The organism is Pseudomonas sp. PDM09 (genome assembly GCF_014852305.1).
GTDB lineage: Bacteria > Pseudomonadota > Gammaproteobacteria > Pseudomonadales > Pseudomonadaceae > Aquipseudomonas.
In genome coordinates, this window is the sequence record NZ_JACVBI010000002.1 from 508,321 (window position 1) to 529,703 (window position 21,383).

Sequence of the window (21,383 nt, forward strand, 5' to 3'; positions counted from 1 at the left end):
CAGACTCTGCAAAGGTCGGCCAAAAGCGGCCAATACCCAAAGTACCAAAAGTCGCCGAGCAGCGATCAGGCAAGGCGACTTTTCGCACAAAGCCTAAGACGAAGCGACGGCCAATTTGAATCACCTTCAAATTCTGCCGTTTGACGCTATTTATAATGCTGCTCAAACACCGCTACCTGCTCCGGCGTGATCAGCTGAAAAGGCACCCAGACATCCGTCTCGACCGGCTCTCCTTTGATCATCTTGATGGCCGCTTGCAGCGCGCTGGTCGCTTGCGCTTTGGGGTCTTGAAAGACGGAGGCTACGAGCATTCCGCGCTTGATGGCCGCCAAACCGTCAGGCAGGCCGTCGATGCCGACAATTGCAATCTCGCCCTTGGCTTTGCCGGCTTGCTGCAGTGCCATGGCGGCGCCGATGGCCATCTCGTCATTATTGGCCACGATGGCATCGAAATCGGTGCCGGCCAGGAGCCAGTTGCTGGTCAGGTCCATCCCTTTGTTGCGCTGCCACTCGGCACTTTGTTGTTCGACGATCTTGATCCCGGGATAGTCCTTGAGCACTTGTTTGACGCCTTCGGTGCGGTCGTGCGTGGAGTTCTGCGCCAGGTCGCCCATGATGATCGCGATGTTGCCTTTGCCTGCCATCTTGTCAGCCAGATAGCGCATTTGCAGCTGCCCGGCCTCAACGTCATTGGAGGCAACCGTGACCACGCCTTTGGGCAGGACGCGTTCGTCCGGATGGCGGTTGACGTAGACCAGCGGTATTTTTGCTTCGACGGCGGCGCGAGTCATGTTGGCGGTGGCGGCGGTGTCCACGGGCAGGACGATGACGGCATCCACTTTCTGGCCGAGAAAGCCCTGGATCTGATTGAGCTGGCGAACCACATCGCCCTGGGCATCCTCGAACTGGATCTGGACGTTCTCCTTCCTGGCGGCATCTTCCAGGCCGCTGCGCACATAGGTCATGAAGTTGTCGTCAACCCTGGCAATGCTGACGCCGATGCGATAGCTGGCGGCGGCCCATTGGCTGAAGAGGAATAACAGCGTGGCAAAAAGAAGTGTGCAGCGACGCATGATGGTTTTTCCTTTTTTGTTATGAGTTGAAATTCATCAAGATCAACGTGAGGGTTTCTGGCGCTCTCTGAATCAAACCCGTCGAGAGCGCCAGTGTCCTCAATCCAGCGTGAAAGCTAGTCGAAAGCGTTCAAGTGCCGCTTCACTGTCGCCGCTCGCCCAGCCCTCGAGCCCGACGACACCGGTGTATCCCATGCGGAACAAGGCGTTGGCAATGGCCGGATAATGGATTTCGCCGGTGCCCGGTTCCATGCGGCCGGGGACATCGGCGACCTGGATTTCCCCGATGGCGCTGCCGGCACGCTGGATCAGTTCGATCAGGTTTCCTTCGCCGATCTGGGCATGGTAAAGATCCAGGTTCATCTTCAGATGAGGGCTGCCCACGGCCTCGATCAGCGCCAGGGTATCGTCGGCGCGAGCGAAGGGAGTGCCGGGGTGATCCACCTCGGTATTGAGGTTTTCCAGCAAGAATACCCGGCCTGCGTCTTCGCCCAGGCGAGCGATTTTTTCCAGGGTCTTGCAGGCGCTCAACCACATGCGTCCGGTGGTGTGGGCCACGGGTTTGACCGGCAAACCTTTGTCGCCCAGGCCAGTGCCATGCAGGTTGAGACTCGGGCAATTCAGTTGTGCGGCGACGGCCAGCGATTCTCGTGCGCTGTCGAGCAGGTGCTGGATATCTTCGGGGTCGGTCAGGTTGCCCGAGATGTAGCCGGTCATCGAGGTGAAGTCAGCGCCCGTGGCGACAAGGGCCGCAATGTCTTTCTTCGTCCAGTCCCAGAGTTCGGCGCTGAACCCCAGCGCGTGAATGCGTTTAACGCGCTCTGTGAATGGCAGATCAAGGAAGACCATCTCGGCACTGATCGCCAGTTTGAACGGTGTGAAACTCATGACTGGGCTCCTTGCACGCGCACAGGTTTGCCCTGCTGGAAGGATTCGATACACGCGCGGGCAATGGCCAGTGCCGCCCGGGCATCTTCGCCGCTGGCAAGCGGTTTTTCACCGGTGCGCAGGCAGTCGACAAAGTGATTGAGCTCGGCCACGTAGGCATCACGCAGCAGGTCGGTGTCCAGGCGCTGGGTGTCTGTCTGGATGCCATTGGCCAGATAACGAACCAGGTCAGACTCACTGACGCTGCCCATGGTCAGCATGCCAGCGCTGCCGAACACTTCTCCTCGAACATCGTAGCCATACACGGCCTGGAAATTGGCCTCGGCCGTCGCGATGGCGCCGTTGTCGAAACGGATCGTGACCACGGCGGTGTCGAGGAAACCCTTGGCCTTGTAGTCCGGTGCGATCAGGGCATCGGCCATGACAAAAACCTCAACCGCTTCGGCGCCGGGATTGAGGTAGCGCAGGGTATCGAAGTCATGGATCAGGGTTTCGAGGAAAATCACCCACTGCGGCGAGGCAGCCGGGTTGTTCAGCGCCGGGTCGCGGGTCAGCGAGCGCAGCAGTTGCGGCGTACCGATGCGGCCGGCGACCACGTCCAGGTGAGCCACACGGAAGCTTTTGGCGAAGCGGCGGTTGAAGCCGACCTGTAGCGGCACGCGCGCATCGGCGGCTGCGGCGATGGCGCGGTCGGCCTCGTCGAGGGTGATGGCCATGGGTTTTTCACAAAACACGCCTTTGCCGGCCCGGGCCGCACTGATCACCAGTTCGGCATGGCTGCGGGCGGGGGCGGCAATCAAGACAGCATCGATTTCCGGGTCATCGAGCAGTTGTTGTGGATCGGTATAGACCCGTTGCACACCCAACTCTGCAGCCAGGCGGGCGGCTTGACCGGGGGTAGGGTCGGCGATGGCGGCCAGGCAGGCGCCGGGAATGTGTCTGGCGGCAGTCAGGCCGTGAAAGCTGCCCATGCGGCCAGCACCGATGAGACCCAGGCGGATGATCTTGGACGTACTCATGAAATGACTCCCTTTTATTGTTGTTCAATGACTCGCAGCAGGAATGTCCTCGCTGGCGTTAATCGAGAGAGCAAGGGCTGTGCCAATATATAAATGCTTGATATTTAAGGAGTTAATTAATATTTATTGAAAGATGTGTTCATTCGCATGACATGTCTACACTGGCATGTCTAAAACGTGAACATAGAAGCGGATCGATGATGGTAAACCCAGAGCTAGCAGCCTTCAGCGCGCAAGACCTCGATTACATCACCGCGCTCGGGCCTGCATCGTTGAACGAAGGACCGATCGCCGAGCTGGATCAGGCTTGGCTGGCTTGTTTGAACGGCCGCACCGATCGACCGGCCGGGGTCAGGCAGGTTATCTGGGACTCCTGGCTGCGCAGCGTCAGTGCCGGCCTCGATCCTGAGGATGGTGAATACCGGTTTGTCGCCCCGACCGTTCTGGCTGCAACGCTGGCGGCCAATCGCGCCTTGATCGCGGCGGCGGCGGAGGTCATGAAGGGATTGCTGGCTTACAACCCCAGGGGCCATATCAATCTGACCGATGCCACAGGCACAACCCTGTATTTCTGCGGCCTGGACCTCACGCCGGTGGGCAGTCGGCTGCTGGAGTCGGTGCAGGGCACCAACTGCACCGGGCTGGCGATTGCCGAAGATCGCTTGGTGTATGTGCTGGCCGAGGAAAACTTCGGGATCGGCCTGCGTCGGCGGCGAATGCATTGTGCTGCCGCGCCGATCAGGGATGCGCAGGGCAGGACGCTGGCCATGCTGACCTTGACCGCCGAGCCGGGCTGGTTTCATTTCCATACGCTGGGCACCGTCCAGGCAGCGGCCGAAGCGGTCTCGCGGCAGATGGCGCTGCAAGCTCTGCTGGAAGAACAGCAAACCGTCCTCGAAGTGCTCAACGAGGGGCTTGTGGTGCTGGATGAGCGGGGCTGCATCAAGGCGCTCAACCGCTATGCCCGGCAATTGTTTCGTGTGGGGCGGGATCTGTTGGGCAGCCCGTTCCAGCGTCTGGGCCAGAGCGAGCTGACCGATGAGATTTTGCTGCGCGGCGGGGAAGGGTTACGGGACCTGGATTGCACGTTTGAATTGCATGATCGCAGCCACTTGGCGTGTCTGGTGTCGGTATGCCCACTGGAGCAAGGCGGGCGCATTGTTTCGTTGCGTGAGAACAGGCGCATCCGGGAAATTACCCGGCGGATTATCGGCACTCAAGCCAGCTACACCTTCGAGACCATTCAGGGCAGTTCGCGAGCCATACAGGACGCGTTGCACCTGGGACGGATTGCCAGTCGCAGTGACTCGACCACGCTGATCCTCGGTGAAAGCGGCACCGGCAAGGAGTTGTTTGCCCAAGCGATCCATAACGCCAGCGACCGTTGCAGCGGTCCTTTTGTGGCCGTCAATTGCGGGGCCATTCCGCGAGATCTGGTGCAGAGCGAACTGTTTGGTCATGTCGAGGGCGCGTTCACCGGATCGGCCCGTGGAGGCTCTGCCGGGAAGTTCGAATTGGCCGATGGCGGAACGATCTTCCTCGACGAAATCGGTGACATGTCTTTTGATGCCCAGGTCAGCCTGCTGCGCGTCTTGCAAGAAGGCGAGGTGACTCGCGTGGGCGCGAAAAAATCGCAGCAAGTGGATGTACGCATCATCGCCGCCACCCACCGCAACCTGAGTCAGGCGGTTGCCGATGGCGCCTTCCGTGAGGATCTTTACTACCGGCTCAATGTGCTGAACCTGACGGTTCCGCCGCTGCGGATGCGTAGGGAAGATGTTCCATTGCTGGCGCGGCATTTTCTCAATCGTTGCACCCGGTCATTGCGCAAATCGGTGCAGGGCATCTCGCCAGAGGCGTTGGATATTCTTTCGGCCTACAGCTGGCCGGGTAATGTTCGCGAGTTGGAAAACACCATTGAACGGGCGACCAATCTGGCGGTGACCGAACTGATTCAGCCAGCTGATCTACCGCTTGAAATCAAGCAAAGGCTACGTCAGCTGGCGCCAGGAAGTGTGCCCGAACCCCGGGCAGCCCTGGACCTCGGCACCCATGAAATGAATGCGATCATCGCCGCCCTCAGGGATACCCGCGGCAACATCCGCCTGGCCGCGAGGCAGCTGAACGTTTCTCGTGGTGGGTTGTACAACAAGATGAATCGATTCGGGCTGAGTGCCGATGCTTTTCGTGAAGGAGCCAATCTCTGACGGGTAATGCTGTCCACTTAAGCCGTAATGCGATCTGTAGCAGCTGGCGCAGCCTGCGTTCGGCTGCGAAGCAGTCGTAAAATCAGCAATTGCGGTGCATCAGGTACACCACGGCAGCCGGACTCACGACTGCTTCGCAGCCGAACGCAGCCTTCGGCAGCTGCTACAAAGAATGCCTCGTGGCTGAAATCGCTTAAGTAAACAGCATTAACCGTTGATGGGGAGAGTTCAGTGTCGAGCGTTCTCTGAGGTGATGATCTGCAACGGAATATGGATTCGATGCCGTATCGGGTCGAAGTCCGGCGTGGTCTGCAGCTCGACCAGCAAGTCGACCAGCGCTGCCGCCAGCAATCGCGGTTGGGAGTCGATCACCAGGCTGATCAGCCCCTGATCCAGCGCTTGTCGCGACAGCTCGGTCGACTCCTGCAGAATGCAGCACAGTGACGGCTGCTTCGGTAGCTGCGACAGGGCATTGATGACCCCGTCGCCGCCACCGCCGACCACGCACAAACCGCGCAAGTCGTCATGCCGTGCCAGCAGGTCCAGCGTCGCCTCTTCGGTGATGTCGCAATTGTCCAGATTGATCACCGCTTCCAGCAGCCGCAACCCTGGGGCGCGTTCTGCCAGGTAGCTGCGCAACCCCTCGACCCGCGCCTGATGGCCAAGAAAACGGTGACCACCGAGCAACACCCCGACGCTGCCTTTGCGGGCGCCACACGTATGCGCCATCAGCCAACCCATGGTACGTCCGACCTCGTGATTATCCTGGCCGACGTAAGGCTCATCCGCCGCCTCATGAATGTCGGACAGCATTGCGATCACCGGCACGCCGGCCTCTCTGATCTGCGCGATGGCGGCATTGATCAGCGGATGCGCGAAGCTGACCACCGCCAGACCATCGCACTGCACCGCCAGTTGTTCGATCTGGGCAATGATCGAGCTGGGCGTGCGATCGAAAACGTACTCGAATTGAATGCTCAGGTTGGCCCCAGCCTGACGCTGCGCCGCCTCGGTGATGGCGGTGGCCACGTTGCCATAAAACGCCTGGGCGGTGCCGAGCAGCAGGATGCCGAAACGATAGGTGGGACGCCGTTCGCGGATCCGCTGGCCGATCAGCCTGGCAGCGAAATAACCGACCGCTTCGGCGGCCTGGAATACCTGCTCGGCGGTGTCCGGGTTGACTGGAGCCCTGGCGTTGAGCACCCGGTCCACGGTAGCGACACTCAAGCCAGCGTGTTCGGCAACGGTGGCGATGGTTGGGCGTTTAGTGTTGTTCATGGCGGGCCCCGCAAGCGCCTTGATAGAAAACTATCAAGCTTCAATGGGCCTGGATGATAGCTTGATAGGGAATGTATTCAAGGGCTTGAGGGTGATTTCTGCGCTCTCTATATTTTCCCCAGCGATGTGATCCCGCGTCGAAAAGTGCCTAAAACAATCAAGCTTGCGGAGAACAATAAAATGCCTGAACAAAACGCAGCCTTTGAAAACCCCGGTAAACCCAAGCCACGGGATTATCGATTGACCGGCCCCGAAGCCGCCCGAGCGGCGCAAAAAGGCCTGGTATCGGCAAGCTGGTACCAATCCCCCATTTCTCGTAAACGCATGAAGGAATTGATGCAGCGCCGCGATGGCCCGGCCTTGCTTGATACCGCGATCTGGCTATCGGCGATGGTCGTGACCGGCTTCGGTGGCTACTGGTTCTGGGGCTCCTGGGCCTGCGTTCCGTTCTTCTTCGTCTACGGGATGCTCTATGGCACGGCGTCCAATGCCCGTTGGCACGAAGCGGGTCACGGTACGGCGTTCAAGACCCGCTGGATGAATGATGCGGTCTATCAGCTGTCGAGCTTCATGTTCATGTTCGAACCCCAAGTCTGGCGCTGGAGCCATGCACGGCACCACACCGACACCGTGATCGTCGGCCGCGATCCGGAGATCGTCGAACCACGTCCGCCAAGCCTGATCAATATGGTGTTGAGCCTGTTCAGAATGCCTTACGCGTTGAACACGATGTGGTCAGTCTGCAAACACGCGGTAGGGCGGATGGGTGAAGAAGAGCAGACGTTCATCCCCGAATCCGAGTGGCCCAAGGTGGTGAGGGACGCACGCGTCTGGCTAGCGATTTATGCGCTCACCGTGGGCACTGCGCTTTATCTGCAGAGCTGGTTGCCGCTGATGTTTATCGGCCTGCCGACCCTCTATGGCGGTTGGCTGTCCTACCTGTTCGGCCTTTCGCAGCATGTCGGCTTGGCTGAGGACGTACTCGATCATCGCAGCAACTGCCGCACGATTTATATGGGCCCGGTGCTGCGCTTCATGTACCTCAACATGAACTATCACCTTGAGCATCACATGTATCCGATGGTGCCGTTTCACGCGCTGGCGCAGCTTCACGAGGAGATTCGCAACGACTGCCCGCCGCCTTACACCAGCCTGTTCGAGGCTTTCAAGGAAATCCTCCCGACCATCTGGAAGCAGCGCAAAGACCCGACTTATTTCGTCCGTCGCCCTTTGCCACAAAGCACCAAACCCGCCGCAACCGTCCGGGCACAACCTGAAGCAATGCCGGGCTGACATCCAATAGGCACAACCCCTGTGGGAGCGGGCTTGCTCGCGAAGACGGCGTCACAGTCAACATTGATGCCGCCTGATACACCGCTTTCGCGAGCAAGCCCGCTCCCACATGACACCTTCCTGTGTGTACCACTACAAGAGAAAACGCCATGACCGATCAATGGATCGATGTATGTGCCGTGGACGATATCGACGATGAAGATGTCATTCGTTTCGACCATGGCCAGCACACCTATGCCGTCTACCGCTCCGCTAACAGCGAGTTTTTCGCCACCGCGGGCTTGTGCACCCACGAGTCCATCCACTTGGCGGATGGCTTGGTGATGGACCATGTCGTCGAGTGCCCCAAGCACAACGGGCGTTTCGACTACCGCTCCGGCAAAGCCCTTGGCGCACCGGTGTGCGTCAATCTCAAGACCTATGAAGTCCGGGTCGAGGCGGGGCGTGTGCTACTCGCCATCACGGTTTAACTGCACGGAGTCTGTGCCATGAATCCTGCCAATGCTCCACTGGTCATCGTCGGCGCCGGGCATGCGGGTGGCCGTGCGGCCCTGACCCTGCGCGGCGAAGGTTATAGCGGTCGCCTGATTCTGATAGGCGACGAGTCCCACGCGCCCTATGAACGTCCGCCGCTGTCCAAGGGGCTGTTGCAGGGCACGGTCGATCTGGCGGGTTACAGCCTGTGCGATACCGCTCAGCTCGCCGAACTGGACATCGAACACCTGGCCGGCAACCCGGTGAAATGCCTGGATCCGCAGCAGCATCGTCTGCAACTGGCCGACGGCAACTGGCTGCATTACGCGCGGCTGTTATTGGCGACGGGAGGGAGCTCGCGCAGACTCGCCTCGGTGCCCGAGCACCTGCGCAATGTGCTTTATCTGCGTACTCATGACGAGGCGCTGGCACTGCGCGCTTCGTTGCAACCTGACGCCCGGGTAGTGATCATCGGCGGCGGCTTTATCGGACTCGAAGTCGCCGCCACCGCCCGGGCGTTGGGTTGCACCGTGACATTGCTCGAGGCCAGTCCGCGTTTGGCGGGGCGGGTATTGCCGGAGCAGTTGTCCAGCGTCCTGCTGGAACTGCATCGCAGTCGGGGCGTGGACGTCCGGCTGAATGTGGCGATTGAGGCGGTGCAGGGCACTACTCACGTTGAGTCCGTGCAATTGGTCGACGGCGAGTTGCTGCCCTGTGACTTGGTGGTGGTGGGCATCGGCATGCAACCCAACACTGAGCTGGCCGCGGCCGCAGGACTTGAGGTCGGTCAGGGCATTCGCGTCGATGCCCAACTGCGCACCAGCGCGCCGGACATCTTTGCGGCGGGCGATGTCTGTGAGTTTCGACTGCACCCGCAAGGCGTTTTCCAGCGTCAGGAAACCTGGCGCAACGCCGAGACCCAAGGTCGTCACGCCGCCCTGAATCTGTTGGGCGGCGAGCTGCCCTTCGAGGTCATTCCCGGTTTTTGGTCCGATCAATACGACTGGGGATTGCAGACCGTGGGTGTGATCGCAAACACACAACCCACGGCGAGCCGGACAACCCCGGGTGGCGGATTCCTGTTGTTCTACCTCGATGCCGAGCAACGTTTGCAAGGCGCTTGCGGCTGGGGGCAGGGGAATAGCATCGCCAAGGACATCAAGTTGTGCGAGCGGCTGATCGCTCACCGTAACCTCCTTTCGGTAGACGCACTGGCCGACGCCGATGTACCGCTCAAACAACTGCTGAGGAACTGACATGCGTGAATTCCTGGTCTTTCAGTCCCAGTGGGCCATGCAAGATCACCGCGGCCAATGCGACCTTCCCCTGGAAGCGCAAGTGGAGAAAATCGCCGCCGCCGGCTTTGACGGGATCACTGACCATTTCTGGGTCGCGTCACATGCCGCACGCCTGCATGCCGCCGCCAAGGCGCAGGGCCTGCAAATCGAAGGGCAGGTGTTCCCCCGCACCGTGGATGATCTGGCGGCAGCGATCGATGTCGCGGCCCGTTACGGCTGCCACCACCTCACGCTGCAAGCAGACGTGCGGCCGCGCACGTTGAAGCAAGCTATCGAACTGATCGAAGGCTGGCAGCGTCTGGCCGAGCAGGTGGACTTTCCTGTTCTACTGGAAACCCACCGTTATCGCCTCACCAATGACCTGTTATTCACCCTCGACATTCTCGAGGAAATGCCCGATCTCAAACTGTTGGCCGACTTGTCCCATTATGTCGTGGGCCGCGAACTGCCAGAGCCGGCTGCCGCCGAGGACGACGAACAGATCCACACCATCCTGCGCCACAGTTGGGGTTTTCATGGTCGTGTCGCCAACGGCGAACAGGTCCAGGTGCCCCTGAGCTTCGCCCAGCATCGACCCTGGCTGGAACGTTTCCTGGGCTGGTGGCGCTATGGAATAGAGGATTGGCTGGCCCGACCGAACACGCCCGCCAGCTTGTCCTTCACCTGTGAACTCGGCCCACCGCCTTATGCCATTACGGGTGCCGATGGACGCGACATCACCGATCGCTGGGCCGAGGCGCTGATGCTTAAGGAGGTGATACGTGAGGTTTGGAATGATTGTCGGGCACGGTCAAACGATGGGGGCTGATTTAATGCAGGAGTGGTTGTAGGGCGGGCAGCTATCGGCTGTGGATTCAATCGGTCGATGCAACAGATGGGCTAAATCTTTCAGGGGGTATTTCGTCGTTCAGGGTTTTCCAGCGCCAACCATTTCAGACGCCGCGACGGCGATCAGATCGCCGTCGCGACGTTAGTGCTCAACCGCGAATGAACGCCAACAAATCGGCGTTGATCTGATCCGCGTTGGTCGTCGGCATACCGTGGGGAAAGCCCGGGTACGTCTTGAGCGTGGAATGCTTCAATAGTTTGGCCGAAAGCGGCGCAGAGTCGGCAATCGGCACAATCTGATCATCCTCTCCATGCATGACCAGTGTGGGCACCTGAATCGCCTTCAGGTCTTCGGTGAAGTCGGTCTCGGAAAACGCTTTGATGCAGTCGTAATGAGCTTTTGCACCGCCCATCATGCCTTGCCGCCACCAGTTGTCGATTACGCCTTGTGAAACCTTCGCCCCGGGTCGATTGAAACCGTAGAACGGCCCCGACGGCACGTCCAGGTAAAACTGCGCGCGGCTAGCGGCCAGTGCCGAACGGAACCCGTCGAACACTTCCAGAGGTAAACCGCCGGGGTTCTTCTCTGACTTAACCATGATGGGGGGAACCGCGCTGATCAGTACGGCCTTGGCAACGCGTCCCGGTTTGGCTCGAGCGGCGTAGCGCGCTACTTCACCCCCACCGGTCGAATGGCCGACGTGGATCGCACCTTTAAGGTCGAGCGCATCGGTCAGCTCGATGACATCGGCGGTGTAGGTGTCCATTTCGTTGCCCACCCAGGTTTGGGTCGAGCGGCCGTGACCGCGGCGGTCGTGCGCGATCACCCGATAGCCTTTGAGCAAGAAAAACATCATCTGGTTGTCCCAGTCGTCCGCGCTCAATGGCCAGCCGTGGTGAAACACTATGGGCGTCGCGTCTTTCGGACCCCAATCCTTGAAGAAAATCTCGGTGCCGTCTTTGGTCGTAATAGAGTTCATAGCGTGCATCTCCTTGTGATCTGGTTTGTGTTGGGTTGTAGAGGGCTTATCAGCGGCCTGCGTCAACCCGGAAAAACTGGAAAGCGGAACCAACAAACTGGCGGCCACTACTGCTGAACTTGTCAATATGGCCCGACGCTGGAGATCTATCTCCCGATTGGAGTCTTTCATTGGCGGTCTCTCGATCATGTGTTGTTGCTCAGGGAGATTCGTGCCTCCGTGAACGCAGGCGCAAACCCGACAAGCGATCAGTAGTCCCAGAAACTCGCGACCCAGCGAAAGGCGTCACCATCCACAGCCACCCGGCCAACGGAGGGGAACGGCAGGTGAGTCGCCACGAACAGCTCACCGCTAGCCGCCGCCTCTTGCAACAGGCGGACACGGACGCGAACCGACTCTTCAGGGTCATGTTCAAAGCCGTTATGCCAGTCGGGGTGTTCGAAGGCGACCGGGAACAGGGCGTCGCCCGCGAAGGTCAACCGCTCGCCGCCGGATGTCACGTAGACCACGCTGTGCCCTGGGGTGTGGCCGCCGGTGACCTTGACGACCACACCTGGTGCCACCTCATACTCATCCTCGAACGTGCGCACCTTGCTGCGGTATTCGCTAATGAACTGATTGGCCGTTGCCCGCAGGACGTCCGGCACCGGCGACGGCATGGCGGTGAGGGAGAAATCGGGCGACTCCCAGAACGCGACCTCGGTGGCTGAAACGTGGATACGCAGATCTGGACGCAGTTGGCTCTTCACCTCATCGACCAGCAGCCCGCCGATATGGTCCATGTGCATATGGGTAATCACCACGTCGGTCACGGACGAAAGATCGATACCGGCGGCCTTCAGTCGTTTGGGGAACTGCCCGGCCCGCGGAAAGCCGGGGAACTGCCCTCCGAGTCCCGCGTCGACGAGGATGAGCTTGTCCCCACTGCGCACCACCAGTACGTTCAGCGCCCAATCGAACGCGTCCGGGCCCAGGAACATGTCCTTGAACCAGGCCGCGCGGGCGGCTGGGTCGGCATTGGTGGACATCGTCTCGGTCGGCAGGGGCAGCACTCCATCACTGACCACCAGCACGTCAATCTCGCCGATCCGCAGCGCATAGCGCGAAGGAACCAGCTCCTCGGACACCGTGTTGTGCAAGCTCATGTTTGACTCCTGCTGAGCGTTCCTTTTCTGTGCTCCATCCTTTTGGGTGGGGTGGTTCAACTGCATTGTCATGGTCCTTCTCCTATTGCTTGGGTCACGTCGGGTTCAGGTGGAGGGGGGGGCTTCAAGCCACAGGAATCATCGGGTCGGCTGCTGCCAGGGCGGCGGCCCGATCAGCTGCCGGCGGGTAGATCCACTGGGTGTTGATCTGCGTCTTGAGCTCCTTGGCCGTTTCCTTGACCAACTTGAGCTGACGATCCCAGCCTTCAGTAAACACCGCGCCCCAGGCGCCCAGATCGAGGCAGGTCACGTACTTGGGCTGACGGTAGGCGGTGGGCGCGACACCTAGCAGGTCCGCAGCGACGTTATTGCCGGCGTGACGGCCTAGAGAAATCGCGTGCTGGCAAGACATTGCGGCGAAGTTGCCGAGGTCGTCGGTGGCGGCATAGGCGACGTCTCCAGCGGCGTAGACATGCTCCTGGCCGAGCACCTTCAGGTTCTCATCGACGTGCAGGCGCCCCTGGACATCGCGCACGCTGGAAATCTGTTCGGTCAGCGGACTGGCGCGGAAGCCGACGGTCCAGATCACTGTTTGGCTCTCGATGCGGCGACCATCGGCGAGAGTAACGCCGTTGGCGTCCACTGCTGTCACGCTGGCGTTGACCACCCATTCAATGCCCAGGTATTCGGACGCTTCGATGATTGATGGACGAATTCCTTCACCCATGGTTGCGCCGATCTGAGGCGCACGGTCGATGATGATCACGCGGATGTCCTGATCGTTACCGAGCAAGGACCGCAGGCGTGCCGGCATCTCGGTGCCGGTCTCGATACCGGTGAAACCGCCACCGGCGACCACCACCGTGTTGCGGGCAACGCTGGAGGGACGGTTCTTGAGGGATTTGAGGTGGTTCTCCAGACGCACCGCGGCTTCGATCTGATCAACGTCGAAGGCGTGGGCGTCAAGGCCTGGCACCGTCGGACGGGATAACTGGCTGCCAGCGGCAAGCACCAGGCGATCATAGGTCAATGTGCTCCACCGGCCAGCCTCATCGCGATAGCCAACGGTCCTTCCGAGGTCATCAATGTGCTCGGCGGTGCCTTTGATGAAACGCACACCTACCGAGTCGAACAACCCATCCAGGGGAGCGAACATTTTGTGCACGTCGCTTTCGTAGAAGCGGGGACGGATGCGCAATTGCGCCTGGGGCGCCAGCAGCGTGATTTCCACGTCGCTACGACTGTGCTTATCCAGTAGACGGGCGGCGCTCAATGCACTCCACACACCACCGAACCCCGCACCAATAACCAGAATATGCTGTTTCATTAGTTGTTCCTCAAAAAGGTTTTCAATGTTCTTGAAGTTGTTCTTCAAGTTTGGTGGAGCGATAAACAGGCGCCGAAAGTCAAGGCGTCCATGTTGAAAGCAGCAGGTCGCCCGCTGTGGATTTATGTTATGGCTGGATTATTTGCGGCGCACTTCTACATCGGTTCAGAAAAACTATACGTCAGGGGGTATGGGTATATACGAAAGTTTGTATTGGCTGCAAAAGAGAACGTTCAGAGCGCTCTCAGTTCTGCTGGAGGAGGGCTGTTTCGATGTAGTTCAGAAGCTTATTGGCGTCACAAGGTTTAGGCAGACAGGCAATCAGCGCAGGCGTATTGGTGCTAAGGGGGGAGAGGGCTTCAGGGTAAGCAGTGATGAATATAGTGGGAATGTGAAAGCCCATCGCGACGAGCTGCTTGTGAAGCTCCAAACCGCTCATTCCCGGCATCTGGATATCGGAAATGAGGCAATGTGTTTGAGCGGGGCCGTTCGTGTTGAGAAACTCCAGAGCGCTGCAATAAGTTTGAACTTTGTAGCCGCTGGATCGCAGCAAGCTTTCAAGCGCTGTCCGGACCGAGTCATCATCATCGACGATGGCGATAATCACTGAGTTGCGTATTGGTGTGCCTTGCTTCATTTGGGATCCTCGTGACAGCTTTGGCCGTTATTACAACATACGCCGACTTATAAAGTGTTGAAGTATACCAATGTATAATCGGCTTAGACCAAAGTGTGGGGGAACTTGGAAGTTCGATGAAATCACCCAGGTTGGTCTTGTGCTACTGGGTCGCGATTGCGGGTATACCCACGTACAAGGCTGCGCAACCAAGGGATACATCGGTTGAACCTAGATACAAGTGACGGCTTGCTGTTGGGCTGCATAAGCTTGAACTCCCTTACTCATGCGGCCTTGTGCCTAGGCGGTGAACGTGATGAACAGAAATGATCTGCGGCGTGCCGACATCAATCTGTTGATTGTCTTTGAAACAGTGATGTGCGAACGCAACGTTACCCGGGCCGCAGAGAAACTTTTCCTGTGCCAGGCCACTATCAGCAGCGCCCTCGGGCGACTGCGTTCGATGTTCAATGATCCGTTGTTCATCCGCACTGGCAGGGTGATGGAGCCGACTGCGCGCGCAGAAGAAATTCATGCGCGGCTGACGCCAGCATTGGATGGCATCGCTGTCGCCTTGAGTTGTGCCCAGGCGTTCGACCCACTCACCAGTGACGAGACCTTTCACATCGGACTCTCTGACGATGTCGAGTACGCGCTGCTTCCACGTTTGATCAAGCACCTGCGGGATGAGGCGCCAAACATCACGCTGGTAGTGCGCAGAGTGGACCATCGGCAATTACCCCAATTGCTGACCTCGGGAGAGATTTCCGTGGGTATCAGCTTTGCCCAGGAACTGCCGGCCAGTGCCCATTGCAAAAGCCTGCGAGCGATGCAGCCAATGCTATTGCGCGCCGATTCGGACCCTGGCGCCCTGGGGCTGGATGACTTTTGCAGACGGCCTCATGTGGTTGTCTCTTCGATGGGAAATGTCATCGACGATGCCGACCATGCCCTGAGCCTGGTCGGTCGGCAGCGCAGGGTAGTCCTGGCTGTTCCGCAGTTCAGTGCCTTGCCCGCTTTGCTCGCCGGCAGCGACATGATTGCGATCGTACCGGACTACGTCGCCCGGGCCATGGCGCGAATGGAAGGGATGCGCGCCGACTTTGCGCCGTTGGCGCTACCGGCGCCGGATTTGTCCATGGCTTGGCGCGGCGCGGCCCACAACGACCCTCGGGAACGCTGGTTGCGTTCGTGCTTCTGTCGCTATCTCGGTCAACATCAAGAGCAGCCCGTGCCTTTGGCCGTAGCGTGACTTGAGGCTACGTTGTTTCGTGAAGTGTCTCCCCCCCGGTAGCTTTATCACTGACATTGATCTTTGTGCTGACGGTGGGCTGGGTCAAATCCAGGTTCTAATGGTACTGGAAGCTGTTGTAGGCTATTGCGGCGGCATCGGCATGTGCGGCGCGACACTGGATACAGCGTGACGGCAATGTGCGGCAGTCAAGAACCTACTTATTGTTCCCGCTCCGACGGATAACAGCATGCAGATACTATGGAACGATGGCGAGCGTACCTTCTGTCGAGAGTTACGCTCGGGTGTGGAAGGCAACCGCAATGTTCTGGTTGCACGACCTGCTGCTGAACAACCGCTTCCGGCTTGTCTTGGCCGTTTCGTCCACGAGTTTGGCCTGAAGGACGAACTGGATGGCTCTTGGGCTGTGCGTCCGCTTGAGATGGTGCGAGAAAGTGGGCAGGTGTATCTGCTGCTGGAGGATACGGGTGGCACGCCGCTTGTGCAGCTGCTGGTTGCCCCCATGGAAACGCCAGCTTTTCTGCGTCTTGCGATCAGCATCGCGCAGGCATTGGGAAAGCTCCACCAGCGCGGACTCGTCCATAAAGACATCAAGCCCTCTCATATTTTGGTGAACTGCTCGGACGGTCAGGCCCGGCTTACAGGGTTCGGCCTCGCCTCGTGGCTACCGCGTGAGCGACAGGCGCCTGAGACCATCGCCGGCACGCTCGCCTACATGGCACCTGAGCAGACCGGCAGGATGAATCGCTCGATCGATTTGCGCAGCGACCTCTATTCCTTCGGTGTCACGCTTTACCAGATGCTCACGGGTTCGCTGCCGTTTACAGCATCTGACCCGATAGAGTGGGTGCACTGCCATATCGCCAAACAACCGCAGCCACCGAGCGTGCGGGTCGAAACTGTCCCCGATGTGCTTTCCCGGATCGTCATGAAGCTGCTCGCCAAGACCGCTGAGGAGCGCTACCAGACGGCTGCGAGTGTTGAACACGATCTGCGGCAATGCCTGGCAGACTGGGAGTCCTTGCGGCACATCAATGCCTTTGCGTTGGGTGAGCAAGGGACATCCGATCGGCTGATGATTCCCGAGAAACTCTACGGGCGCGAGCATGAGGTGAGTACCTTGATCGCCGCGTTCGATCGGATCATCGCCAGCAGCGCGCCGGAGCTCATGTTGGTCACCGGCTATTCCGGTATTGGCAAATCCTCTGTGGTCAATGAACTGCACAAAGCGCTGGTCCCGCCGCGAGGACTCTTCGCAGCTGGCAAGTTCGATCAATACCGGCGCGATATTCCCTATTCGACGCTGGTGCAGGCCTTTCAAAGCCTGGTGCGCACGCTGCTGGGCAAGAACGACACAGAACTGGCGCAATGGCGTGACGCATTACAGAACGCACTGGATGCCAACGCGGGGCTCATGACCGACCTCATTCCCGAACTGAAGCTCATCATTGGTGAGCCGCCACCGGTGCAGACACTTGAGCCTCAACAGGCGCAACGCCGTTTCCTCCTGGTGTTCCGGCGCTTTATCGGTGTATTTGCCCGGGCGGAGCATCCGCTTGCCCTGTTCCTGGACGATCTGCAGTGGATCGACGCGGCAACGCTCGACCTGCTGGAGGACCTGTTGACCAGCTCGGATGTGCGGCATCTGATGCTGGTGGGTGCCTACCGCAGCAATGAAGTGAGTGGCGCGCACCCACTCACGGGAAAACTTCAGGCTATTCGGAACGCGGGGGGCAGGGTAGATGAAATCACGCTGGCACCGCTCGCGAAGGGACACATTGAGCAGTTGATTGCGGATGCGCTGCATGACGAGCTTGCGCACATTGAGCCCCTGGCGCAGTTGGTGGTGGACAAAACCGCCGGCAACCCGTTCTTCGTGATCCAGTTTCTGCAAACGCTCGCTGACGAACAGCTGCTGACCTTCGATCATCAAACAAGGCAGTGGTGCTGGAGTCCGGATCGCATCCATGCCAAGGGTTACACCGACAACATCGTGGACCTGATGGTCGGCAAGCTGACCCGCTTGCCGGCTGAAACGCAACTGGCATTACAGCAGCTTGCCTGTCTGGGGAACGTTGCCGGGACCACGGCGCTTTCGACCGTTCTGGGCATCCCCCAGGCACAGATCCGCACGGTATTGTGGGAAGCCATACGCCAGGAGTTGGTCCAGCGGCTGGAAGGCGCTTATGGTTTTGTTCATGACCGTATTCATGAAGCGGCCTATTCGCTGATCCCCATGGGGGCTCGCGCCGAGGCTCATCTGCGAATCGGCCGGCTGCTCGCGGCGCAGACGTCCCTGCAAGGGCGGGAGGAGGCGATCTTTGACATCGTCGGTCAGCTCAATAGCGGCGCTGTGCTGCTCACTGATCAGGCCGAGCGGGAGCAATTGGCAGAGCTCAACCTGATAGCCGGCCAGCGCGCCAAGGCGTCAACGGCCTATGCTTCGGCGCTCAACTATCTCACCACGGGCGCGCAGCTGTTGGACGACAACTGTTGGACGCGTCTACATGGGTTGATCTTCGCGCTGGAGTTGAACCGGGCCGAATGCGAGCTGCTGACCGGGCAGTTATCGGTCGCGGACAAGCGCTTGGCGGCGCTGTCGGATCGCGCCACGACTACGATCGAACGAGCCAATGTCGTGTGCCTGCAAATGGATGTCTACCTGCTCATGGATCGCAGCGATGGCGCGGTCGCTGTCTGTCTCGCCTATCTGCGGCATGTAGGCATCGAGTGGTCGGCCCATCCGAGCGACGATGAAGTGCGCCAAGAGTACGACCATATCTGGTCGTTACTGGGCGATCGACAAATCGAGGAACTCATCGATTTGCCGCTGATGGAGGATGCGGGCTCCCTCATGACCGTCAGCGCTCTGAGCAAGCTCTTCCCGCCTGCCTTGCAGACGGATGCGAACCTGACGGACCTGTTGATCTGCAAGGCTATCAGCCTGAGCCTCGAAGGGGGCAACTGCGATGCTTCATGTGTGCATTACGCCAATGCATTCAGAGTCGCCGGACGGCGTTTCGGCGACTACCAGGCAGGATTCCGATTCGGCCAACTCGGCTGCGAACTCGTTGAACAACGAGGCCTGACGCGATTCGAAGCCAGTACCTATCTTTGCTTCTCGAATTTTGCCGTGCGCTGGATGAAGCCCGTAGGGCAATGCCGCGATCTGCTGCACCGCTCATTTGTTGCGGCGAACCGGATCGGTGACCTGCCGTATGGTGCTTATGCGGGCAACAGCATCACCTCCGACTCTCTCTTCGCCGGCGAGCCATTGTCCGAGGTACAAGACGAAGCCGAACGTGGCCTGGATTACGCCAGGAAAGTGCGGTTCGGGCTGGTCACCGATTTCATTGGCACACAACTGGCGCTGATCCGGATGCTCCGGGGTTCGACGCCAGTATTCGGTTGTTTTGATGATGGACAGTTTGACGAGCCAGGCACCGAAGTCCACCTGTCCAGCAATCCGGACCTGGCATTGGCCGAGTGCTGGTACTGGGTTCGCAAGTTGCAGGCATGCTATATGGCCGACGACCCCAGGGCGGCCATGCAAGCCGCCGCAAAGGCACAGCAGTTGCTATGGACGTCATATTTGTTCTTCGAGGAGGCTGAGTTTTACTTCTATGACGCGCTGGCTCGTGCCCGATGGTGCGACAGTGTCCCGGTGGACGAGCGTGCGCAGCACTTGATCGCCATGGCGACGGATCACCGGCAACTCCAGATCTGGGCTCAACAGTGCCCAGAGAATTTCGCGAGCCGGGCCGCGCTGGTCGACGCCGAGATTGCCCGCGTCGAAGGGCGCATGATCGAAGCCGAGTTGCTTTACGAACAAGCCGTCCACTCGGCGCAGAAGAGCGGCTTTGTCCATATCGAAGCACTTGCCAACGAACTGGCGTCTCGCTTCTACGCCGCCCGTGGTCTTGGGAAAGTAGCCCGCGTTTACTTGCAAGACGCCCGCTACGGCTACCTGCGTTGGGGCGCTGATGGCAAGGTGCGGCAGCTTGAGGCGCGGTATCCGTTGCTGAGGACCGAAGAGCAAACGCTCGGCCCGACAACGACGATGGTCGCACCGGTCGAACACCTCGATCTGGCCACCGTGATAAAGGTCTCGCAGGCCGTGTCGGGAGAAATCGTCCTGGAAAAGCTCATCGACATGATCATGCGTACGGCCATCGAACAGGCCGGTGCCGAACGAGGCGTGTTGATTCTGTCGGACACGGGTGAGCACCGCATAGCAGCGCAAGTGACCACTGGCAGCCATTCGATGCAGTTGCGCGATGAGCCGATGACCTCGGCGTTGCTGCCGGAGTCACTGCTCTACCATGTCCTGCGCACGGGTGAGAGTGTTTTTCTTGATGATGCCCTGACCGAGGCCCCGTTTGCCGAAGACCCCTATATACGTCGGCACCACGTCCGATCGGTTCTCTGCCTGCCGTTGATGAACCAGGCCAAACTGACCGGTGCGCTCTACCTCGAAAACAATCTGACCGCCCGAGTGTTCAGCCCATCCCGGATTGCCGTGTTGAAACTGGTGGCCTCACAGGCTGCTATTTCGCTGGAAAATGCCCGTTTGTACCGCGAGGTCGCCGAGCGCGAAGGGAAGATTCGGCGTCTGGTAGACGCCAACATCATCGGGATCCTCGTCTGGAACGCCGACGGTGACATCGTTGAGGCCAATGATGCATTTCTTAGCATGGTGGGATACGAGCGAGAGGATCTTGTCTCGGGCTGTCTGCGCTGGAGAGATCTGACAACACCGGAATTTCGTGAACTCAGCGAGCACTTTTTGGCACAAGCCGTGCGGACCGGCTACGCCCAACCCCACGAGAAGGAATACTTCAGAAAGGATGGTAGTCGCCTGCCGGTGATTGTCGGTTTGGCGATGTTCGAAGCCAGCAGCAAGGAAGGGGTCGCTTTCGTGCTGGATCTGACCGAGCGCAAACAGGCGGAAGAAAAAATCCGCGAAAGCGAACGACGCTATCGCGAAGTGCAAACGGAGTTGGCCCACGCGAACCGCGTCGCGACCATGGGGCAGCTTGTCGCCTCGATTGCTCACGAAGTCAATCAGCCGATTGCAGCGGCCATCCTCAATGCCAACGCCGCGCTGCGCTGGCTGAACAGCCAGCCGCCGGAGATCGATGAGGTCCACAAAGTACTTGGCAGTCTGATCATGGATGCCAATCGGGCAGCCGATGTATTGGGTCGAATTCGTCGGCATATCCGCAAGGCACCACCGCAGAAGGGGGCGGTGGACATCAACGCGGCGATTCGCGAGATGATCGAGTTCACTCGTGGCCAGATCATGAAAAGTGGGACCTTGATTCGGACTCAACTCAAAGACGGTTTGCCATTTATCGAAGGCGACCGCGTTGAACTGCAACAGGTGCTGCTCAACTTGATCATGAATGCGCTCGAGGCCATGAATGGTGTGAGCGAGGGTGAACGCCAATTGCACATCAGCGCTCTGTTAAATGACGCCGGTTGTGTGCTCGTCAGTGTGAGCGATTCGGGGCCAGGGTTTGCCTCGGAAAACACCGAGCAGATTTTCGCTTCTTTCTACACCACCAAGCCCACCGGCCTGGGGATGGGGTTATCAATCTGCCGCTCGATCATCGAGGCACATGGCGGCCACTTGTGGGCAAGCGTCAACCGCCCCCGCGGCGCTACCGTTCAATTCACCCTTCCTGTCGAGCATGGTTGAATCG

Annotated in this window: 15 protein-coding genes; 7 read left to right on the forward strand and 8 right to left on the reverse strand. The window is 59.3% G+C overall.

The features are described from left to right. Nucleotides 1-146: 146 nt before the first annotated feature. The 3 genes from IB250_RS07020 to IB250_RS07030 all read right to left on the reverse strand — a co-directional run bounded on the left by IB250_RS07020 (nt 147) and on the right by IB250_RS07030 (nt 2,980). Nucleotides 147-1,073 (reverse strand): sugar ABC transporter substrate-binding protein, encoded by a 927-nt coding sequence (locus IB250_RS07020; protein ID WP_192343548.1) that lies wholly within the window; start codon nt 1,071-1,073, stop codon nt 147-149. Nucleotides 1,074-1,172: 99 nt separating this feature from the next. Continuing rightward, entirely contained in the window at nt 1,173-1,961 is a 789-nt protein-coding gene (locus IB250_RS07025; RefSeq protein ID WP_192343549.1) for a TIM barrel protein, read from the reverse strand. Continuing rightward, a complete protein-coding gene (locus tag IB250_RS07030; protein WP_192343550.1) occupies nt 1,958-2,980 on the reverse strand; it encodes a Gfo/Idh/MocA family oxidoreductase in 1,023 nt (340 codons plus the stop codon). Before IB250_RS07030 ends, IB250_RS07025 begins: the two co-directional genes overlap by 4 nt. A 200-nt stretch (nt 2,981-3,180) precedes the next feature. Between IB250_RS07030 and IB250_RS07035 the strand changes: the two genes are divergently transcribed. Beyond that, nucleotides 3,181-5,187: a sigma-54 interaction domain-containing protein gene (locus IB250_RS07035; protein WP_192343803.1), complete on the forward strand. Its 2,007-nt coding sequence runs from the start codon at nt 3,181-3,183 to the stop codon at nt 5,185-5,187. Between the two features lie 228 nt (nt 5,188-5,415). On the opposite strand, the gene IB250_RS07040 is transcribed toward IB250_RS07035, so the two are convergent. Further along, the gene (locus tag IB250_RS07040; RefSeq protein ID WP_192343551.1) at nt 5,416-6,465 is read right to left on the reverse strand and encodes a LacI family DNA-binding transcriptional regulator; all 1,050 of its coding nucleotides are present in this window, start codon (nt 6,463-6,465) and stop codon (nt 5,416-5,418) included. A gap of 180 nt (nt 6,466-6,645) precedes the next feature. On the opposite strand from IB250_RS07040, the gene IB250_RS07045 reads away from it, so the two are divergent. The 4 genes from IB250_RS07045 to IB250_RS07060 all read left to right on the forward strand — a co-directional run bounded on the left by IB250_RS07045 (nt 6,646) and on the right by IB250_RS07060 (nt 10,338). Then, on the forward strand, nt 6,646-7,758 hold the full coding sequence (locus IB250_RS07045) for a fatty acid desaturase family protein (RefSeq protein WP_192343552.1): 1,113 nt from the start codon (nt 6,646-6,648) through the stop codon (nt 7,756-7,758). A gap of 149 nt (nt 7,759-7,907) precedes the next feature. Next, nucleotides 7,908-8,228 (forward strand): MocE family 2Fe-2S type ferredoxin, encoded by a 321-nt coding sequence (locus IB250_RS07050; protein ID WP_007904516.1) that lies wholly within the window; start codon nt 7,908-7,910, stop codon nt 8,226-8,228. 18 nt (nt 8,229-8,246) lie between these two features. Then, a complete protein-coding gene (locus IB250_RS07055; protein ID WP_192343553.1) occupies nt 8,247-9,488 on the forward strand; it encodes an NAD(P)/FAD-dependent oxidoreductase in 1,242 nt (413 codons plus the stop codon). A 1-nt stretch (nt 9,489) separates the two neighbouring features. Continuing rightward, nucleotides 9,490-10,338: a sugar phosphate isomerase/epimerase family protein gene (locus tag IB250_RS07060; protein ID WP_192343554.1), complete on the forward strand. Its 849-nt coding sequence runs from the start codon at nt 9,490-9,492 to the stop codon at nt 10,336-10,338. Between the two features lie 169 nt (nt 10,339-10,507). Here IB250_RS07060 and IB250_RS07065 read toward each other — a convergent pair whose 3' ends face one another. The 4 genes from IB250_RS07065 to IB250_RS07080 all read right to left on the reverse strand — a co-directional run bounded on the left by IB250_RS07065 (nt 10,508) and on the right by IB250_RS07080 (nt 14,447). Then, nucleotides 10,508-11,338, reverse strand: coding sequence for an alpha/beta fold hydrolase (locus IB250_RS07065; RefSeq protein WP_008011081.1), 831 nt, complete (start codon nt 11,336-11,338; stop codon nt 10,508-10,510). A 248-nt stretch (nt 11,339-11,586) separates the two neighbouring features. Then, complete coding sequence (locus IB250_RS07070; RefSeq protein WP_192343555.1) at nt 11,587-12,555, reverse strand: MBL fold metallo-hydrolase; 969 nt, start codon at nt 12,553-12,555, stop codon at nt 11,587-11,589. Nucleotides 12,556-12,607: 52 nt separating this feature from the next. Further along, nucleotides 12,608-13,810 (reverse strand): NAD(P)/FAD-dependent oxidoreductase, encoded by a 1,203-nt coding sequence (locus IB250_RS07075; protein ID WP_192343556.1) that lies wholly within the window; start codon nt 13,808-13,810, stop codon nt 12,608-12,610. A gap of 244 nt (nt 13,811-14,054) precedes the next feature. Then, complete coding sequence (locus IB250_RS07080) at nt 14,055-14,447, reverse strand: response regulator transcription factor (RefSeq protein ID WP_192343557.1); 393 nt, start codon at nt 14,445-14,447, stop codon at nt 14,055-14,057. Nucleotides 14,448-14,742: 295 nt separating this feature from the next. Between IB250_RS07080 and IB250_RS07085 the strand changes: the two genes are divergently transcribed. Continuing rightward, a complete protein-coding gene (locus IB250_RS07085; RefSeq protein WP_008076650.1) occupies nt 14,743-15,678 on the forward strand; it encodes a LysR family transcriptional regulator in 936 nt (311 codons plus the stop codon). 229 nt (nt 15,679-15,907) lie between these two features. Next, the gene (locus IB250_RS07090) at nt 15,908-21,379 is read left to right on the forward strand and encodes a trifunctional serine/threonine-protein kinase/ATP-binding protein/sensor histidine kinase (protein WP_192343558.1); all 5,472 of its coding nucleotides are present in this window, start codon (nt 15,908-15,910) and stop codon (nt 21,377-21,379) included. Nucleotides 21,380-21,383: the final 4 nt, after the last annotated feature.

What these genes read in the sequence shown, in the direction of transcription:
- IB250_RS07020 (WP_192343548.1), bottom strand. Translation starts at nt 1,073, where the DNA reads ATGCGTCGCTGCACACTTCTTTTTGCCACGCTGTTATTCCTCTTCAGC.
- IB250_RS07035 (WP_192343803.1), top strand. Translation starts at nt 3,181, where the DNA reads ATGGTAAACCCAGAGCTAGCAGCCTTCAGCGCGCAAGACCTCGATTAC.
- IB250_RS07070 (WP_192343555.1), bottom strand. Translation starts at nt 12,555, where the DNA reads ATGACAATGCAGTTGAACCACCCCACCCAAAAGGATGGAGCACAGAAA.
- IB250_RS07030 (WP_192343550.1), bottom strand. Translation starts at nt 2,980, where the DNA reads ATGAGTACGTCCAAGATCATCCGCCTGGGTCTCATCGGTGCTGGCCGC.
- IB250_RS07080 (WP_192343557.1), bottom strand. Translation starts at nt 14,447, where the DNA reads ATGAAGCAAGGCACACCAATACGCAACTCAGTGATTATCGCCATCGTC.
- IB250_RS07025 (WP_192343549.1), bottom strand. Translation starts at nt 1,961, where the DNA reads ATGAGTTTCACACCGTTCAAACTGGCGATCAGTGCCGAGATGGTCTTC.
- IB250_RS07045 (WP_192343552.1), top strand. Translation starts at nt 6,646, where the DNA reads ATGCCTGAACAAAACGCAGCCTTTGAAAACCCCGGTAAACCCAAGCCA.
- IB250_RS07050 (WP_007904516.1), top strand. Translation starts at nt 7,908, where the DNA reads ATGACCGATCAATGGATCGATGTATGTGCCGTGGACGATATCGACGAT.
- IB250_RS07065 (WP_008011081.1), bottom strand. Translation starts at nt 11,338, where the DNA reads ATGAACTCTATTACGACCAAAGACGGCACCGAGATTTTCTTCAAGGAT.
- IB250_RS07055 (WP_192343553.1), top strand. Translation starts at nt 8,247, where the DNA reads ATGAATCCTGCCAATGCTCCACTGGTCATCGTCGGCGCCGGGCATGCG.
- IB250_RS07090 (WP_192343558.1), top strand. Translation starts at nt 15,908, where the DNA reads ATGCAGATACTATGGAACGATGGCGAGCGTACCTTCTGTCGAGAGTTA.
- IB250_RS07085 (WP_008076650.1), top strand. Translation starts at nt 14,743, where the DNA reads ATGAACAGAAATGATCTGCGGCGTGCCGACATCAATCTGTTGATTGTC.
- IB250_RS07075 (WP_192343556.1), bottom strand. Translation starts at nt 13,810, where the DNA reads ATGAAACAGCATATTCTGGTTATTGGTGCGGGGTTCGGTGGTGTGTGG.
- IB250_RS07040 (WP_192343551.1), bottom strand. Translation starts at nt 6,465, where the DNA reads ATGAACAACACTAAACGCCCAACCATCGCCACCGTTGCCGAACACGCT.
- IB250_RS07060 (WP_192343554.1), top strand. Translation starts at nt 9,490, where the DNA reads ATGCGTGAATTCCTGGTCTTTCAGTCCCAGTGGGCCATGCAAGATCAC.